Annotated in this window: 13 protein-coding genes; 5 read left to right on the top strand and 8 right to left on the bottom strand. The window is 54.8% G+C overall.

What is annotated here, in order from left to right; genetic code table 11:
- Positions 1–104 precede the first annotated feature (104 nt).
- On the bottom strand, positions 105–1,385 hold the full coding sequence (hemL, locus tag HFD87_RS13385; protein WP_010254062.1) for a glutamate-1-semialdehyde 2,1-aminomutase: 1,281 nt from the start codon (positions 1,383–1,385) through the stop codon (positions 105–107).
- Positions 1,386–1,588: 203 nt separating this feature from the next.
- Between hemL and erpA the strand changes: the two genes are divergently transcribed.
- Positions 1,589–1,936 (top strand): iron-sulfur cluster insertion protein ErpA, encoded by a 348-nt coding sequence (gene erpA, locus HFD87_RS13380; protein ID WP_010254064.1) that lies wholly within the window; start codon positions 1,589–1,591, stop codon positions 1,934–1,936.
- 30 nt (positions 1,937–1,966) lie between these two features.
- Here the strand turns inward: erpA and HFD87_RS13375 are convergent, their stop codons facing one another.
- The 3 genes from HFD87_RS13375 to mtnN all read right to left on the bottom strand — a co-directional run bounded on the left by HFD87_RS13375 (position 1,967) and on the right by mtnN (position 3,827).
- A complete protein-coding gene (locus HFD87_RS13375; protein WP_167423546.1) occupies positions 1,967–2,218 on the bottom strand; it encodes a hypothetical protein in 252 nt (83 codons plus the stop codon).
- 123 nt (positions 2,219–2,341) lie between these two features.
- Complete coding sequence (gene btuF, locus HFD87_RS13370) at positions 2,342–3,136, bottom strand: vitamin B12 ABC transporter substrate-binding protein BtuF (protein ID WP_045140762.1); 795 nt, start codon at positions 3,134–3,136, stop codon at positions 2,342–2,344.
- On the bottom strand, positions 3,129–3,827 hold the full coding sequence (gene mtnN / locus HFD87_RS13365) for a 5'-methylthioadenosine/S-adenosylhomocysteine nucleosidase (protein WP_086905233.1): 699 nt from the start codon (positions 3,825–3,827) through the stop codon (positions 3,129–3,131). The genes btuF and mtnN overlap by 8 nt, the downstream gene beginning before the upstream one ends.
- 92 nt (positions 3,828–3,919) lie before the next feature.
- Here mtnN and dgt point away from each other — a divergent pair, with 92 nt between their 5' ends.
- The 3 genes from dgt (at position 3,920) to HFD87_RS13350 (ending at position 8,332) form a co-directional block, all read left to right on the top strand.
- Complete coding sequence (gene dgt, locus HFD87_RS13360) at positions 3,920–5,410, top strand: dGTPase (protein WP_010254077.1); 1,491 nt, start codon at positions 3,920–3,922, stop codon at positions 5,408–5,410.
- A gap of 134 nt (positions 5,411–5,544) precedes the next feature.
- Positions 5,545–6,990 carry a serine endoprotease DegP gene (gene degP / locus HFD87_RS13355; RefSeq protein WP_010671858.1) on the top strand — a complete coding sequence of 482 codons (1,446 nt, stop codon included), beginning with the start codon at positions 5,545–5,547 and terminating at the stop codon, positions 6,988–6,990.
- A gap of 184 nt (positions 6,991–7,174) precedes the next feature.
- Complete coding sequence (locus tag HFD87_RS13350; protein ID WP_010254083.1) at positions 7,175–8,332, top strand: CdaR family transcriptional regulator; 1,158 nt, start codon at positions 7,175–7,177, stop codon at positions 8,330–8,332.
- 60 nt (positions 8,333–8,392) lie between these two features.
- Here the strand turns inward: HFD87_RS13350 and HFD87_RS13345 are convergent, their stop codons facing one another.
- From HFD87_RS13345 to map, 4 genes are all read right to left on the bottom strand, one after another.
- Positions 8,393–8,785 (bottom strand): DUF3461 family protein, encoded by a 393-nt coding sequence (locus HFD87_RS13345; RefSeq protein WP_010254085.1) that lies wholly within the window; start codon positions 8,783–8,785, stop codon positions 8,393–8,395.
- Positions 8,786–9,009: 224 nt separating this feature from the next.
- Positions 9,010–9,834, bottom strand: a complete 825-nt coding sequence (gene dapD / locus HFD87_RS13340; protein WP_010671859.1) for a 2,3,4,5-tetrahydropyridine-2,6-dicarboxylate N-succinyltransferase — start codon at positions 9,832–9,834, stop codon at positions 9,010–9,012.
- An 83-nt stretch (positions 9,835–9,917) separates the two neighbouring features.
- Positions 9,918–12,572: a bifunctional uridylyltransferase/uridylyl-removing protein GlnD gene (gene glnD / locus HFD87_RS13335; protein WP_167423545.1), complete on the bottom strand. Its 2,655-nt coding sequence runs from the start codon at positions 12,570–12,572 to the stop codon at positions 9,918–9,920.
- A gap of 66 nt (positions 12,573–12,638) precedes the next feature.
- Positions 12,639–13,433, bottom strand: coding sequence for a type I methionyl aminopeptidase (map, locus tag HFD87_RS13330; protein ID WP_010254092.1), 795 nt, complete (start codon positions 13,431–13,433; stop codon positions 12,639–12,641).
- Positions 13,434–13,751: 318 nt separating this feature from the next.
- Between map and rpsB the strand changes: the two genes are divergently transcribed.
- Positions 13,752–14,477, top strand: coding sequence for a 30S ribosomal protein S2 (rpsB, locus tag HFD87_RS13325; RefSeq protein WP_008925636.1), 726 nt, complete (start codon positions 13,752–13,754; stop codon positions 14,475–14,477).
- Positions 14,478–14,574: the final 97 nt, after the last annotated feature.

Here is a 14,574-nt window from a genome sequence, read left to right as displayed (position 1 = left end):
GACCCTGTTTCCTGTGCGTGCACCCTCTCACAACAGAGCGGGGCAAGCCTCATCAATAACAAAAGACCGGCTGCTGCCGGTCTTCATCTTTAACGCTGCCGCAATTACAGCTTCGCGAAACAACGACGCGCGGCGTCGACAGTGCGCTGAATATCCTCTTCGCTGTGCGCCAGCGACATAAAGCCCGCTTCATAGGCTGAAGGCGCAAAGTAAACGCCCTCCTCAAGCATCAGGTGGAAGAAGGTTTTAAAGCGCTCCACATCGCAGCGGGTTACATCGGCGTAACAGGTCACACTGTCAGCATCGGTGAAGAACAGGCCGAACATCCCGCCAACATGGTTAATCACCAGCGGGATATTTTGCTGTTGTGCTGCTTCACGCAGACCCTCTGCCAGCTTGCGGGTCAGGGCATCCAGCTTCTCATGGGTACCCGGCTGCGCGATCTGCGTCAGGCAGGCGAAACCCGCCGCCATGGCGATTGGGTTACCAGAGAGCGTTCCCGCCTGATAAACCGGACCGGTCGGGGCCAGCGCTGCCATCACTTCGCGACGCCCACCGAATGCACCGACTGGCATGCCGCCACCAATGATTTTCCCGAGACAGGTCAAATCAGGGCGCACATTGTAATGAGCCTGCGCGCCACCCAGCGCGACACGGAAACCGGTCATCACTTCATCAATAATCAGCAGTGCGCCGAACTCATCACACAGTGAACGCAGACCCGGCAGGAACTCTGGCTGCGGTGGGATGCAGTTCATGTTGCCAGCCACCGGCTCAACGATGATGGCCGCAATCGACTCGGGATATTGCTCAAAAGCGCTGCGCACTGAGTCGAGATCGTTAAAGGTGCAGGTCAGGGTATGTTTAGCGAAATCGGCCGGTACGCCCGGCGAGTTCGGCTGACCCAGTGTTAACGCACCGGAGCCGGCTTTCACCAGCAGATGATCGGCGTGGCCGTGGTAGCAGCCTTCAAACTTGATGATTTTATCGCGGCCGGTAAAGCCACGCGCCAGACGGATAGCGCTCATAGTCGCTTCGGTGCCGGAGTTGACCATCCGCACCATCTCCATGCTCGGCACCAGCTCACACACCAGCTGCGCCATGGTCACTTCCATTTCGGTCGGTGCGCCAAAACTTAGGCCGCGCTGTGCCGCTTCAATCACGGCGTTACGGATCGCCGCGTTGTTATGACCCAGCACCATCGGACCCCATGAGCCGACATAGTCGATATAGGCTTTGCCGTCAGCGTCATAGAGATAGGCGCCATCAGCGTGTTCAATAAACAGCGGAACGCCGCCCACACCGGTAAATGCGCGTACTGGCGAGTTTACCCCACCCGGAATCAGGCGTTGTGCCTCGGCAAACAGTTGTTCGGACTTACTCATTTTCGGCTCCAGCGGTTCATAAAAATATTGCGCCATTCTACGGAAGAGGGGCAGCAGACGAAAGGTGGATTCACCCTCTGTGCCCTTAACAGGAGTGAAAGCGGCACAGAGTGCGAAGGGCAGAGCTTGATTGCGCTGAGGTGCTGGCTGATAATAGTGTAATTAAGGTCGTTTTCTGACCTGGGCGTTTACCGGAGTAAAACATGAGTGATGAAGTAGTAGCACTGCCGTTGCAGTTTACCGACGCCGCAGCCACCAAGGTGAAGAACCTGATTGCCGACGAAGAGAACCCGGCGCTGAAACTTCGCGTCTATATCACCGGTGGCGGTTGCAGTGGTTTCCAGTACGGCTTCACCTTTGATGACCAGATGAATGATGGCGACATGACGATTGAAAAGCAGGGCGTCTCACTGGTGGTTGATCCGATGAGCCTGCAATATCTGGTGGGCGGTTCAGTGGATTACACGGAAGGTCTGGAAGGCTCACGCTTTATCGTGACCAACCCGAATGCCAAAACCACCTGTGGCTGTGGCTCTTCCTTCAGTATCTGATAATGCAGGCCGTCATACAGACGGCCTCGTTTACCATTCTATTGTGACCAGCCGGTTACTTTGCTTCACACTTCCCTGCGATTGAATCTGGCCGTTTGTTACGCGCGGCTGCGCGCTTGCCTGTCTGCCGCAGTTGATCTGCGGTGCGGGCTGGCCGTTAGCCGTGCTGATTTCACAGCGTGAATAGATGACAAGTCTGGCGCCAATAGAGCCATTTATCGATCCTGCAAAGGCAGAACCGGCGATCGACAGCCCTATGGCCAGCAGCAGTGCTCTGGTCATATAAGGTTCCTGGTGTTTTAAAAAAGCGCCGGAGCGCTAAAAGGACGGCGAGCATACGTGGCGCGTTCGTCTCTGGTATTGATCAACGGCAAAAATCGCAGTGACTTTAATCAATTCGCTGATTTATTCATCGGGATGCAGGGCCGCACAGAGTTGCTGCGCGGCCAGCAGCAGTCGCGGGCCTGGCCGGCTAAGCCAGTCCTCGTTGATGGCAATCACCGGTACATCCAGCTGCGGTCGCCAGAACACCCGGATGTTTTCCGCCTGCTGCGCACTGCCACCCGTCACAACGGCCTGAGGATGGCGCATCAGCACCTGCTCACGGCTGACCTGCGGCCAGCTGACGCGGCTGTCAGCAAAGATGTTCCTGCCACCACATAACGTAATAATTTCATTCTGCAGCGTGGCTCTGGCGGCGGTAAACAGGGGCTGCTGACCAAATTGCAAAAAAAGCGGAACCGCAGTCAGATGAGCATAGCGCTGACGCAGCGCGGCTTCCTGCTGACGTAACTGGCGGGCAGCGCGAGTTGCCTGCTCCGGTCTGGGACTCCAGTGGCCCAGATCGGCCAGCGCCGTGAACATCTCATCCAGCGTCAGCGGATCAATCCATTTAACCGGCACGCCGAGCTGCTGTAGCTGGTCAATCTGACGCTGCGGATTACCGCCTCGCCAGGCTAATACCAGATCCGGCTTAAGCTGCAGAATACGTTCAGCCTTGATGCCCTGCCAGTTTGCGACCTGCTCAATCTGTTTCGCCTGCGGCGGATAGTCGGACCAGGCGCTGACCGCAATCGGGGTAATCCCGGCAGCAAAGGCGAGTTCGGTAAGATGGGGGGAGAGGGTAATCACGCGTGGCGGTGAAGCCAGCAGGCTGCCGCTCAGCAGCAGCAGCCAGCAGAGGAGTCGCGTTTTAGCCACGCGCCAGATGCGCCAGCAGGTTCTCCACCATCAGCGAAGATTGCTTCGCCGCAACGCTTAAGAACTCATCAAAGCTGAGGTGAGATTGCTTATCGGCCACGTCGGAAATGGCGCGAACGACCACAAAAGGCACCTGGAACTGATGACAGACATGGCCGATAGCGGTGGCTTCCATCTCAACGGCAATCGCCTGCGGGAACAGATTACGAATGCGCGCCAGCGGTTCGGCACCATTGATAAAGGCATCACCGCTGACCACCAGACCGCGTACGGCATTCAGATCCAGCTGCTTAATACAGGCTTCTGCAGCGGCGATAAGCTTGCTGTCTGCCACAAACGCGGCCGGACAACCCGCCATCTGACCCGGCTCATAACCAAAAGCGGTGACGTCAGCATCGTGATAACGCACTTCTTCTGACACCACGATATCACCGACGCTGAGCGACGGCGCTAAACCGCCAGCCGAACCGGTGTTGATCACCACATCCGGCTTGCAGAGCTGCAGCAGCAGCGTGGTACCCAGCGCGGCAGAGGTTTTACCAATGCCCGATTTCAGCAGAGCCACCTCAACGCCCTGCAGGGTGCCGGTATAAATTTCACAACCCGCCAGCGACAGCGTTTGACGGTTTTCAATTTTGTCGCGCAGCAGTGTGACTTCCTGCTCCATCGCGCCAATAATGCCTGCTTTCATAGTGAGTTCCGCTAATGTAAAGAATCAAAATTTAGGGCATAGTCTACCATGGCATTCAGGGGATTAATTCACGAAAAAATAAGGGGTAATCCATGTCAGCGATCAATTTCAGGAAGAAGATCAGCTTCTCGCGCCCTTATAACAGCCGCAAGGAACCGGAAGGCGAATATTACATTACGCGCCATTTTGAGAGCGATCGCGGAAGGATTATAAACTCCGCCGCAATCCGGCGTTTGCAGCAAAAAACGCAGGTGTTTCCGCTGGAGCGTAACGCTGCCGTTCGTTCCCGCCTGACGCATTCGCTGGAGGTGCAGCAGACCGGGCGTTACATCACCAAAGAGATCCTGCAAACCCTGAAGATGCAGGGCGGGCTGGCGCAGTATGGTCTTGATGAGCTGGAAGGCGCGTTTGAAAGTCTGATAGAGATGGCCTGTCTGATGCATGATGTCGGTAATCCACCTTTTGGCCATTTTGGCGAGGCGGCGATTAACGACTGGTTTGAAGAGAACCTCTCAGCCGAGCTGGTGGATCCGCTGGTGGCCGGCGTGGAAGGAGAAGCACAGCGTAAAGCCTTTGATCAACTCAACGCCATGATCCGCCAGGATCTCTGTCACTTTGAAGGCAATGCGCAGGCGATCCGGATGGTGCATACGCTGCTGCAACTGAATCTCAGTTATTCTCAGGTCGCCTGCATCCTGAAATATACCGCGCCTGCCTGGTGGCAGGGGGAAAAGCCCGCCGAATTTAGCGTACTCATGAAGAAGCCTGGGTTTTATCTCTCTGAGCAGGATTATATTGCCGACCTGCGTGCTGCCACCAATATGGAAGAACACCACCGTTTTCCGCTGACTTATATAATGGAAGCTGCGGATGATATCTCCTATTGTATTGCCGATTTGGACGACGCTGTAGAAAAAGATATCTTTAATGTTGAAAGTTTGTATGAGTTTCTCAATAAAGCCTGGGGGCCGGTTAAAAATAATGACGCTTTCAGCCGGACTATTGGCGAAGCCTGGCGTGAAGCCTGCAGTAAAAAACGCCGAAGCCGCAGCGATCAATTTTTTATGTCACTCCGCGTAAATGTTCAGAGCGTGCTGGTAAGCTATGCGGTGAAACGTTTTGTTGATAATCTTCCTGCTATATTCGATGGAAGTTTTAACCATGCGCTACTGGAAGATGAGGGTGAAGAGGGCCGCTTACTGCAATTGTTTAAAACCGTTGCGCGCCAGCAGGTCTTTAATCATTCTGAAGTAGAGCAGCTGGAGTTGCAGGGTTACCGGGTGATTAAAGGGCTGCTGGAGATCTATCAGCCGCTGATGCGCCTTAATTACGAAGCCTTTACCACGCTGATAAATGAAGATTTCCTCCGTCAGCATCCGATCGAAACCCGGCTTTTTCATAAGCTCTCGGGTAAACACCGTAAAGCCTATTTGCATAAGATGCGTAATCTGGTTGTAGAACATAAATATCAGCGTCTGTTGTGGGAACGTTATTATCGCTTCCGGCTCATTCAGGATTATATCAGTGGTATGACCGATCTCTATGCCTGGGATGAGTACCGGCGACTGATGGCGGTAGAATAAGCCGCCAATTGTAAAGAGCGCGAATAAATTTTTACTTTTGCCTTAAACTTTTAAAGGAACTTCGCGCTAAAACATTTATCTCACCTTTCGACCACAGCAATGGTCTGAACAGTAATCTTATTGAGAAACGAAAAATGAAAAAAAAGACCTTAATGTTAAGTGCGCTGGCGTTGAGCCTGAGCATGGCGCTCGCCCCTGTTACTGTTTCTGCTGCGCAAACGGCCTCTTCCGATAGCCTGCAACAGCCAAGTCTGGCACCGATGCTGGAGAAGGTGATGCCGTCTGTGGTCAGTATCAGCGTCGAGGGGACCACCACGGTGAAAACCCCGCGTATGCCGCAGCAATTTCAGCAATTCTTTGGCGACAATTCGCCATTCTGCCAGGATGGTTCCCCGTTCCAGGGTTCACCGATGTGCCAGAACGGCGACGGTGCAGGCGGTAACGGCGGCGCGCCAGTGCCTGATACACAGCAGGAAAAATTCCGTGCTCTGGGATCGGGTGTCATCATTAACGCTGACAAAGGCTATGTGGTAACTAATAACCACGTCGTGAATAATGCCACCAAAATTCAGGTACAGCTCAGCGACGGTCGTCGCTATGACGCCAAAGTCATCGGTAAAGATCCCAGCTCTGACATTGCCCTGATTCAGCTGCAGGAAGCCAAAAATCTTACCGCAGTCAAAATCGCTGACTCTGACAACCTGCGCGTCGGCGATTATACCGTGGCGATCGGCAACCCTTATGGTCTGGGTGAAACGGTCACCTCAGGTATCGTCTCCGCGCTGGGACGCAGTGGCCTGAACGTGGAAAACTACGAAAACTTTATCCAGACAGATGCGGCCATTAACCGGGGCAACTCCGGTGGTGCGCTGGTTAACCTCAACGGTGAACTGATCGGGATTAACACCGCCATTCTGGCGCCCGATGGCGGCAACATCGGTATCGGCTTTGCTATCCCCAGCAACATGGTGAAAAACCTGACGGCACAGATGGTCGAGTTTGGTCAGGTGAAACGCGGCGAGCTGGGCGTGCAGGGGACTGAGCTGAACTCTGAGCTGGCAAAAGCGATGAAGGTCGACGCACAACGTGGTGCCTTTGTCAGCCAGGTGCTGCCAGACTCAGCGGCCGCCAAAGCCGGTATTAAGGCGGGCGACGTCATTGTGTCGATGAACGGTAAACCGCTGAGCAGCTTTGCTTCGCTGCGTGCGGAAGTGGGCTCACTGCCGGTTGGCACCACCCTGAAACTGGGGCTGCTGCGTGACGGCAAACCGGTCGATGTCTCTGTTAAGTTGCAGCAGAGCAGCCAGTCAAAAGTGCAGTCCGCGACCATCTACACTGGCATTGAAGGCGCCGATCTCAGCAATATCGAAGCGGGTACCAAAGGTGTCCGGGTTGATAACGTGAAACCGGGCAGTGCCGCGGCGCGTATCGGCCTGAAAAAGGGCGATGTGATCCAGGGTGTTAACCAGCAGGTAGTGACCAACCTGGGTGAGCTGCGCAAAGTTCTCGACAGCAAGCCGTCCGTTCTGGCGCTGAATGTGAAACGCGGCGACAGCAGTATCTATCTGCTGATGCAGTAAGCGAACAGCAACGGATGAAGAGGCGGACTGCGGTCCGCCTTTTTTATGTCCACTTTCTGCCTCGTCAGAGTGTGATGCTCACCGCAAATTCGGCAAATGACGGCCTGGCTCTGTGCAATTGCACAATGTTCTGCGTGCTGTGCATGCGTATTCTGTTTCTCCCCCCTCTTTTCAGGAGTAATGGATGGCTACCTATCACCTTGATGCCCGGCTGGCACAGGATATCGTGGCGCGCACCATGAAAATTATTGACAGCAATGTCAACGTGATGGATGCGCGGGGCCGGATTATCGGCAGCGGTGACCGGGAACGTATTGGGGAGTTGCACGAAGGTGCACTGCTGGTGCTCTCTCAGGGGCGCGTTGTCGACATCGATGAGGCCGTGGCTAAACATCTTCATGGCGTGCGGCCTGGCATTAACCTGCCGCTGCGCATTGATGGTGACATCGTCGGGGTGATCGGCCTGACCGGCGAGCCGCTGGCGCTGCGGCATTATGGCGAGCTGGTCTGCATGACCGCAGAGATGATGCTGGAGCAGGCCCGGCTGCTGCATATGCTGGCGCAGGACAGCCGTCTGCGTGAAGAGCTGGTGCTGAACCTGATCCGCAGCGATACCCTGTCGCCACAGCTGACCGAATGGGCGCAGCGGCTCGGTATCGATCTCAATCAGCCGCGTGTGGTCGCCGTGGTGGAAGTGGATAGTGGTCAGCTCGGGGTAGACAGCGCGATGTCAGAGTTACAGCAGCTGCAAACGCTGCTGACCACGCCGGAGCGGGACAATCTGATCGCGATTGTGTCACTGACCGAAATGGTGGTGCTGAAACCGGCCCTTAATGGGCATGGGCGTCACGATCAGGAAGATCATCGCCGCCGCGTAGAGCAGCTACTACAGCGGATGAAAGAGAGCGGTCATCTTCGGATGCGTATCGCGCTGGGCAACTTCTTTACCGGACCCGGCAGCATCGCACGCTCTTACCGGACGGCGCGCACCACGATGATGGTGGGCAAGCAACGTATGCCCGAGGTGCGCAGCTATTTTTATCAGGATCTGGTGCTGCCCGTGCTGCTCGACAGCCTGCGGGGTGGCTGGCAGGCCAATGAGCTCGCCCGACCACTGGCGAAGCTCAAGAGCATGGATAACAACGGCTTGCTGCGCCGCACGCTGATCGCCTGGTTTACCCATAACGTCCAGCCGAGCGCCACCGCGCGTGCGCTGTTCATTCATCGTAATACGCTGGAATACCGGCTGAACCGGATTTCTGAACTGACCGGACTGAATCTAGGCCATTTTGATGACAGGCTGTTGCTCTATGTTGCTTTGCAACTGGATGAGCAGGGCTGAAGTGCAGATTTGCGGCATAAAAAAGGCCAGCAATGCTGGCCTCTCTGGTCGGGCAGGAAATTAACGACCGTTACGGGTTAATTTTTCCAGATCCGATTCAATTTCAGTGATCTTGTGAGAAACCACGCTTTCCAGGTGACGCAGGTCATCCAGAATTTTGCGTTTCAGATCCACTTCAACCTGATCGCGCTGGCAAATCTGGTCCAGTTCATCGATGACATAACGCAGATTCGGGCTGATTTCCTGAACTTCTTTGTAGCCCTGGGTCGCGTGATCGGCAACAACCGTTTTGCGCTGGCGCGGATATTTGAATTTGACGCTCTTCGCGAAAAACTCACCTTTATCTTTGCGGAAGTAGATTTTCAGAATGTCGTTATTGGCTTCCTGACGCAGGCTATAGCGGTCAATGTCGTCCGGGTTACTGATACCTAAGCTTTTCAGATTGTCATACATAGCGTTGTTTCCATCAAAAGTGAGAAGCGCGCAGACTTGTTCATGACGTCCGTCAACTGTAGACATAAATAAGCGGGATGAACATTGCGCGACAGGATTTAACTGGCGCGGATTATGACCTGGATAAAAACTAAACGCACCAGTTAATTCGCGACGCGAAGCATGTTGTTCAGGAATCACTGTAAAGAAAAGATGACGGGCTGGAAACCAGCCCGTCGCTTAAATCAGTCGATGGTGCGCAGCAGCTCGTTAATACCTGTTTTGCCAAGCGTTTTCGCATCCACTTTCTTCACGATTACGGCACAGTAGAGGCTGTAGCTGCCATCTTTAGAGGGCAGGTTACCTGAGACCACCACGGATCCCGCAGGAACACGGCCGTAATGCACTTCGCCGGTCTCGCGGTCATAGATTTTGGTGCTCTGACCGATGTAAACGCCCATTGAGATCACGGAACCTTCTTCAACAATCACGCCTTCAACGATTTCAGAGCGCGCGCCAATGAAGCAGTTATCTTCGATGATGGTCGGGTTCGCCTGCAGCGGCTCCAGCACGCCACCGATACCCACGCCGCCAGAAAGGTGAACGTTTTTACCAATCTGTGCACAGGAGCCAACGGTTGCCCAGGTGTCCACCATGGTGCCTTCATCAACAAAGGCGCCAATGTTGACGTAAGAAGGCATCAGCACCGTGTTGCGGGCGATATAGGCACCCTGACGCACAGCCGCAGGCGGCACGACGCGGAAACCGGCTTCTTTGAAACGCGCTTCATCCCAGCCAGCAAACTTCATCGGCACTTTGTCGTAAAAGCGGGTTTCTGCACCTTCCATCACCTGATTGTCATTGATGCGGAAAGAGAGCAGTACGGCTTTCTTCAGCCACTGATGCGTTACCCACTCGCCGTCGATCTTCTCAGAAACGCGCAGTGCACCGCTGTCCAGCAGGGCGATCACCTGGTTGATGGCATCACGGGTTTCGCTGTCAACGCTGGCGGGTGTAATGTCAGCGCGACGTTCGAAGGCGGATTCAATAACGCTCTGTAACTGTTGCATATTTTTTTCCTGATCTGTCATGTGCGATGCCGGTCAATAACCCGACACAAGTAAAGAGATTAATGTTTACAAATCGAGTCTGGTCACACTTTATCGTTTGGATTAAGGGCCTCTGTCAACCGTTGTTGCAACGCTTTGCGCATTTCTTCATCCAGCGCCTGACGTTCACTGTTGGCCAGAATAAACAAATCTTCGACCCTCTCGCCGATGGTGCTGATGCGTGCGCCATGCAGTGAGACTCCGAGATCGGCAAAGACTTCACCGACCCGCGCCAGCAGGCCTGGCTGATCCAGCGCCACCAGTTCCAGATAGCTGCGACGATCGGTATGTGTCGGCAGGAAATTGACCTCGGTATCGACGCTGAAATGCCTGAGTTTGGCCGACGGACGGCGGGTACGCGGCGGCGCCCACTCTGACTGGGTTATCGCCTGCTCCAGCGCCTGAATGATCATCGGATGGCGATCCGGAGAGAGCGGGCTGCCATCCGGCTCCAGCACAATAAAGGTATCCATCGCCATGCCGTCGCGGCTGGTAAAGATTTGCGCATCGTGCACGCTGAGATTACGGCGATCGAGTTCACCTGCCACGGCGGCAAACAGGTGCGGGCGATCGGGACTCCAGATAAAGATTTCAGTCCCGCCGCGCGTGGCCTGCGGACTGACCAGCACCAGCGGTTTTTTCAGGTCGTGAACCAGCAGGTGACGGGCATGCCAGGCGATCTGATTCGGCGTATGGCGCAGGAAGTAGTCAGCGCGGCAGCGATTCCAGATCTGGTGCAGACGCTCTTCATCGATGTTGTCCATCCGCAGCAGCGCCAGCGCCTGCAGGCGATGATGACGCACCCGCTCACGCAGATCCGGACTGTTTTCCATGCCGCGTCGCAACTGCTTCTCGGTGGCGAAAAAGAGCTCGCGTAACAGGCTCTGCTTCCAGCTGTTCCACAGACTTTCATTGGTGGCGCAGATATCGGCTACGGTCAGGCAAACCAGATAGCGCAGCCGGTTCTCATTCTGCATCACCTCGGCGAACTGCTGTATCACCGTCGGGTCCTGAATATCGCGCCGCTGTGCTGTCACCGACATCAGCAGATGATGACGCACCAGCCAGGCCACCAGCTGGGTTTCACGTGAGTTGAGGCCGTGCATTTCAGCAAAGTCGAGCGCATCCTGCGCGCCGAGAATAGAGTGATCGCCGCCGCGCCCTTTGGCAATGTCATGCAGCAGCGCGGCCATCAGCAACAGCTCCTGCTGCGGCAGGCGCGGCCATAACTCGACGCACAGTGGATGCTGCGGACGGGTGCTTTCATTGGCAAAACTTTCCAGCTTCTGCAACACCCGAATGGTGTGCTCATCTACGGTGTAGGCGTGAAACAGATCGAACTGCATCTGTCCGACGATATGGCCCCACAGCGGCGTATAAGCCCACAGCACGCTGTAGCGATGCATCGGTACCAGCGCCCGGCTGACCGCGCCGGGATGTCGCAGAATCGACATAAAGGTGCGGCGCGCTTCCGGGATCTGACACAGCGGCTGTTTAAGATGACGACGCGCATGGCGCAGGTGACGCAGGGTGGTGGAGTAGATCCCTTTGATGCTGTCGTTACGCACCATGACGTAGAACATGCGCAGAATCGCCTGCGGCTCTCGCCGGAACAGCGTTTCGTCGCGCAGGTCGATCAAATCGCCACGCAGCTGGAAATCGTCATCAATAGGCCTGGGCTTTTCGCTGGTGGAGAGCGCCAGAATCGCCTCATCAAACAGCTGCAGCAGCATCTGATTCAGTTCGCCGATACGCCGCGTGACCCGATAGAAATCTTTCATCATCCGCTCGACCGGCTCATTGCCCTCGCCCTGATAATTCAGGCGTTGTGCCACGCTGAGCTGGCGATCAAACAGCAGGCGGTTATCGTAACGGGGTAGGGAGAGATGCAGGGCAAAGCGGATGCGCCAGAGAAATGCCTGACATTCGTTGAGTTCGCTGCGCTCCGCGTCGGTGAGGAAACCAAAGCCGACCATCTCATCGAGCGTGGTGGCGCCAAAATGGCGTCGGGCGACCCACTGCAGCGTATGAATGTCCCGCAGGCCACCTGGGCTGCTTTTAATGTCCGGTTCGAGGTTATAGCTGGTGCCGTGATAACGCTTGTGGCGCTCCTGCTGCTCTTCAATTTTGGCGGCGAAAAAGCAGGATGAGGGCCAGAAACCGTCGCTGAAGATGTTTTTCTGTAATTCCAGAAACAGCGCCACATCGCCGGTCAGCATGCGTGACTCAATCAGATTGGTGGCAACGGTCAGGTCAGATAACCCCTCCAGCAGGCACTCTTCCAGCGTGCGGACGCTGTGACCCACTTCCAGCTTAAGGTCCCACATCAGCGTTAACAGATCGCTGGTGCGCTGCGCAGCCTGTTCATTCAGCGGCTGGCGGCTCAGGATCAGGACGTCAATATCAGAGAGTGGATGCAGCTCGGCACGGCCATAGCCGCCAACGGCGACCAGCGCGATAGCCGGCATCTCATCAAAGCCAAAAAAGCGCCACAGGCGACGCAGCAGACGATCGATAAACAGCGTGCGGGCATCAATCAGCGGCTCAACGGGTTCACCGGCATCAAACGCGGCGGCCAGATGTTGCTGAAACTGCTCCAGCCGCGGCTTCAGAATGTCACGCGTCAGCTGGTCGTCACCCCATTCGGCTGGCGAATCGACCAGACCGTTTTTCACATCTTCTGACAGACTCACGCTCATGCAGCTCTTCTCTTTTTTAGCCAAAAAAAAGCCGGCTCAGCGCCGGCTTGATCTGTAATGGGGGAATTACCCTTCGGCGACGAGCACAGCGGGCAGCGTGTCGTCTTTGCGCAGGGTTAAAATCTCACAGCCGTTCTCCGTCACCACAATAGTATGCTCATACTGCGCGGACAAGCTGCGATCTTTGGTTTTTACCGTCCAGCCATCTTTCATGGTGCGGATGCGGTAATCCCCGGCGTTGACCATCGGTTCTACCGTAAAGGTCATACCTGCCTGGAGTACCACGCCGCCATCATCGGCATCGTAATGCAGCACCTGAGGCTCTTCATGGAAACCCTTGCCGATACCGTGGCCGCAATATTCGCGCACCACAGAGAAATCGTTGGCTTCAACATATTTCTGGATGGCGCGGCCCAGTTCGCGCAGGCGGATGCCGGGCTTGATCAGACGCAGTGAGAGATAGAGGCTCTCCTGCGTGACACGGCACAGGCGTTCGCCCTGAATGGTCGGCTTACCGACGATAAACATCTTTGAGGTATCACCGTGGTATTCATCTTTAATTACGGTGACATCGATATTCACTACATCACCATCTTTTAACGGACGATCATCGCTGGGGATCCCGTGGCACACCACTTCATTCACCGAGATGCAGACCGACTTCGGAAAGCCGTGATAGCCGAGGCAGGCGGAGACGGCCTGTTGCTTTTGAGTAATGTGATCGTGGCAGATGCGGTCCAGTTCACCGGTGGTCACACCCGGTTTTACGTAAGGCTCGATCATCTCCAGCACTTCGGCGGCCAGTCGGCCCGCGACGCGCATTTTTTCGATTTCTTCAGGGGTTTTAATTGAAATTGCCATTAAATTAATCCGCAGTTGTCGAAATTTTCGACAATAATAAGTTCTGTGCTGTCATGTTAGCAGCCAGCAAATGGGCTGCCAAATAGAGAACGCGCTGACCTCCGTCAGCGATCATTTATTGGCGTCCCTGGGCTGGTTGTGGTATAAAGCGCGCCGACGATTCTCTGTATGGCCGTTTCGGTCAGCAGGAAACGCATAACTCTCATTATGTGTAATAAAACACACATGTATCGACACATACGCCGGGGTGCCTTGAAAGAGGTCGGTCGTATGGGATACATGGAGGCCCAACCCCAATCAAACTTTAGAGGTTTTATCATGGCAACTGTTTCCATGCGCGACATGCTCCAGGCTGGTGTTCACTTCGGTCACCAGACCCGTTACTGGAACCCAAAAATGAAGCCATTCATCTTTGGTGCTCGTAACAAGGTTCACATCATCAACCTGGAAAAAACTGTACCTATGTTCAACGAAGCTCTGGCTGAACTGAACAAGATCTCTTCCCGTAAAGGTAAGATCCTGATCGTAGGTACTAAGCGTGCTGCTGCTCAGGCGGTAAAAGAGTCTGCACTGAGCTGCGACCAGTTCTTCGTAAACCACCGCTGGTTGGGTGGCATGCTGACTAACTGGAAAACCGTGCGTCAGTCAATCAAGCGTCTGAAAGATCTGGAGATTCAGTCTCAGGATGGTACTTTCGACAAACTGACCAAAAAAGAAGCGCTGATGCGTGCGCGTGAGCTGGCCAAGCTGGAAAACAGCCTGGGCGGTATCAAAGATATGGGCGGTCTGCCAGACGCGCTGTTTGTTGTCGATGCTGACCACGAACACATCGCAATCAAAGAAGCAAACAACCTGGGTATCCCGGTATTTGCTATCGTTGATACCAACTCAGATCCAGATGGCGTTGATTTCGTTATCCCAGGTAACGACGATGCGATCCGTGCTGTAAACCTGTACCTGACTGCCGTTGCGACCACCGTTCGCGAAGGCCGCTCTCAGGACCTGGCTGAGCAAGCTGAAGAAGCGTCTTTAGAAAACGCTTAATAAGGTTTGCTCTGCATAAGAGCCCTTAGCATTCAGATGTGATCTGTAAGGGGCCTATACTGGCCCCTTTATTTTATCTAAGTCTGTCACGCCCCCA

This window comes from Pantoea sp. EKM21T (genome assembly GCF_011800405.1).
Classification (GTDB): domain Bacteria; phylum Pseudomonadota; class Gammaproteobacteria; order Enterobacterales; family Enterobacteriaceae; genus Pantoea; species Pantoea agglomerans.
The sequence above is the reverse complement of the archived record's forward strand: the minus strand, read 5'-3'. Positions and strand labels throughout refer to the sequence as shown.

Excerpts from the sequence above, each read along its gene's own strand:
- hemL (WP_010254062.1), bottom strand. The coding sequence starts at position 1,385 with ATGAGTAAGTCCGAACAACTGTTTGCCGAGGCACAACGCCTGATTCCG.
- erpA (WP_010254064.1), top strand. The coding sequence starts at position 1,589 with ATGAGTGATGAAGTAGTAGCACTGCCGTTGCAGTTTACCGACGCCGCA.
- HFD87_RS13375 (WP_167423546.1), bottom strand. The coding sequence starts at position 2,218 with ATGACCAGAGCACTGCTGCTGGCCATAGGGCTGTCGATCGCCGGTTCT.
- mtnN (WP_086905233.1), bottom strand. The coding sequence starts at position 3,827 with ATGAAAGCAGGCATTATTGGCGCGATGGAGCAGGAAGTCACACTGCTG.
- dgt (WP_010254077.1), top strand. The coding sequence starts at position 3,920 with ATGTCAGCGATCAATTTCAGGAAGAAGATCAGCTTCTCGCGCCCTTAT.
- degP (WP_010671858.1), top strand. The coding sequence starts at position 5,545 with ATGAAAAAAAAGACCTTAATGTTAAGTGCGCTGGCGTTGAGCCTGAGC.
- HFD87_RS13350 (WP_010254083.1), top strand. The coding sequence starts at position 7,175 with ATGGCTACCTATCACCTTGATGCCCGGCTGGCACAGGATATCGTGGCG.
- HFD87_RS13345 (WP_010254085.1), bottom strand. The coding sequence starts at position 8,785 with ATGTATGACAATCTGAAAAGCTTAGGTATCAGTAACCCGGACGACATT.
- dapD (WP_010671859.1), bottom strand. The coding sequence starts at position 9,834 with ATGCAACAGTTACAGAGCGTTATTGAATCCGCCTTCGAACGTCGCGCT.
- glnD (WP_167423545.1), bottom strand. The coding sequence starts at position 12,572 with ATGAGCGTGAGTCTGTCAGAAGATGTGAAAAACGGTCTGGTCGATTCG.
- map (WP_010254092.1), bottom strand. The coding sequence starts at position 13,433 with ATGGCAATTTCAATTAAAACCCCTGAAGAAATCGAAAAAATGCGCGTC.
- rpsB (WP_008925636.1), top strand. The coding sequence starts at position 13,752 with ATGGCAACTGTTTCCATGCGCGACATGCTCCAGGCTGGTGTTCACTTC.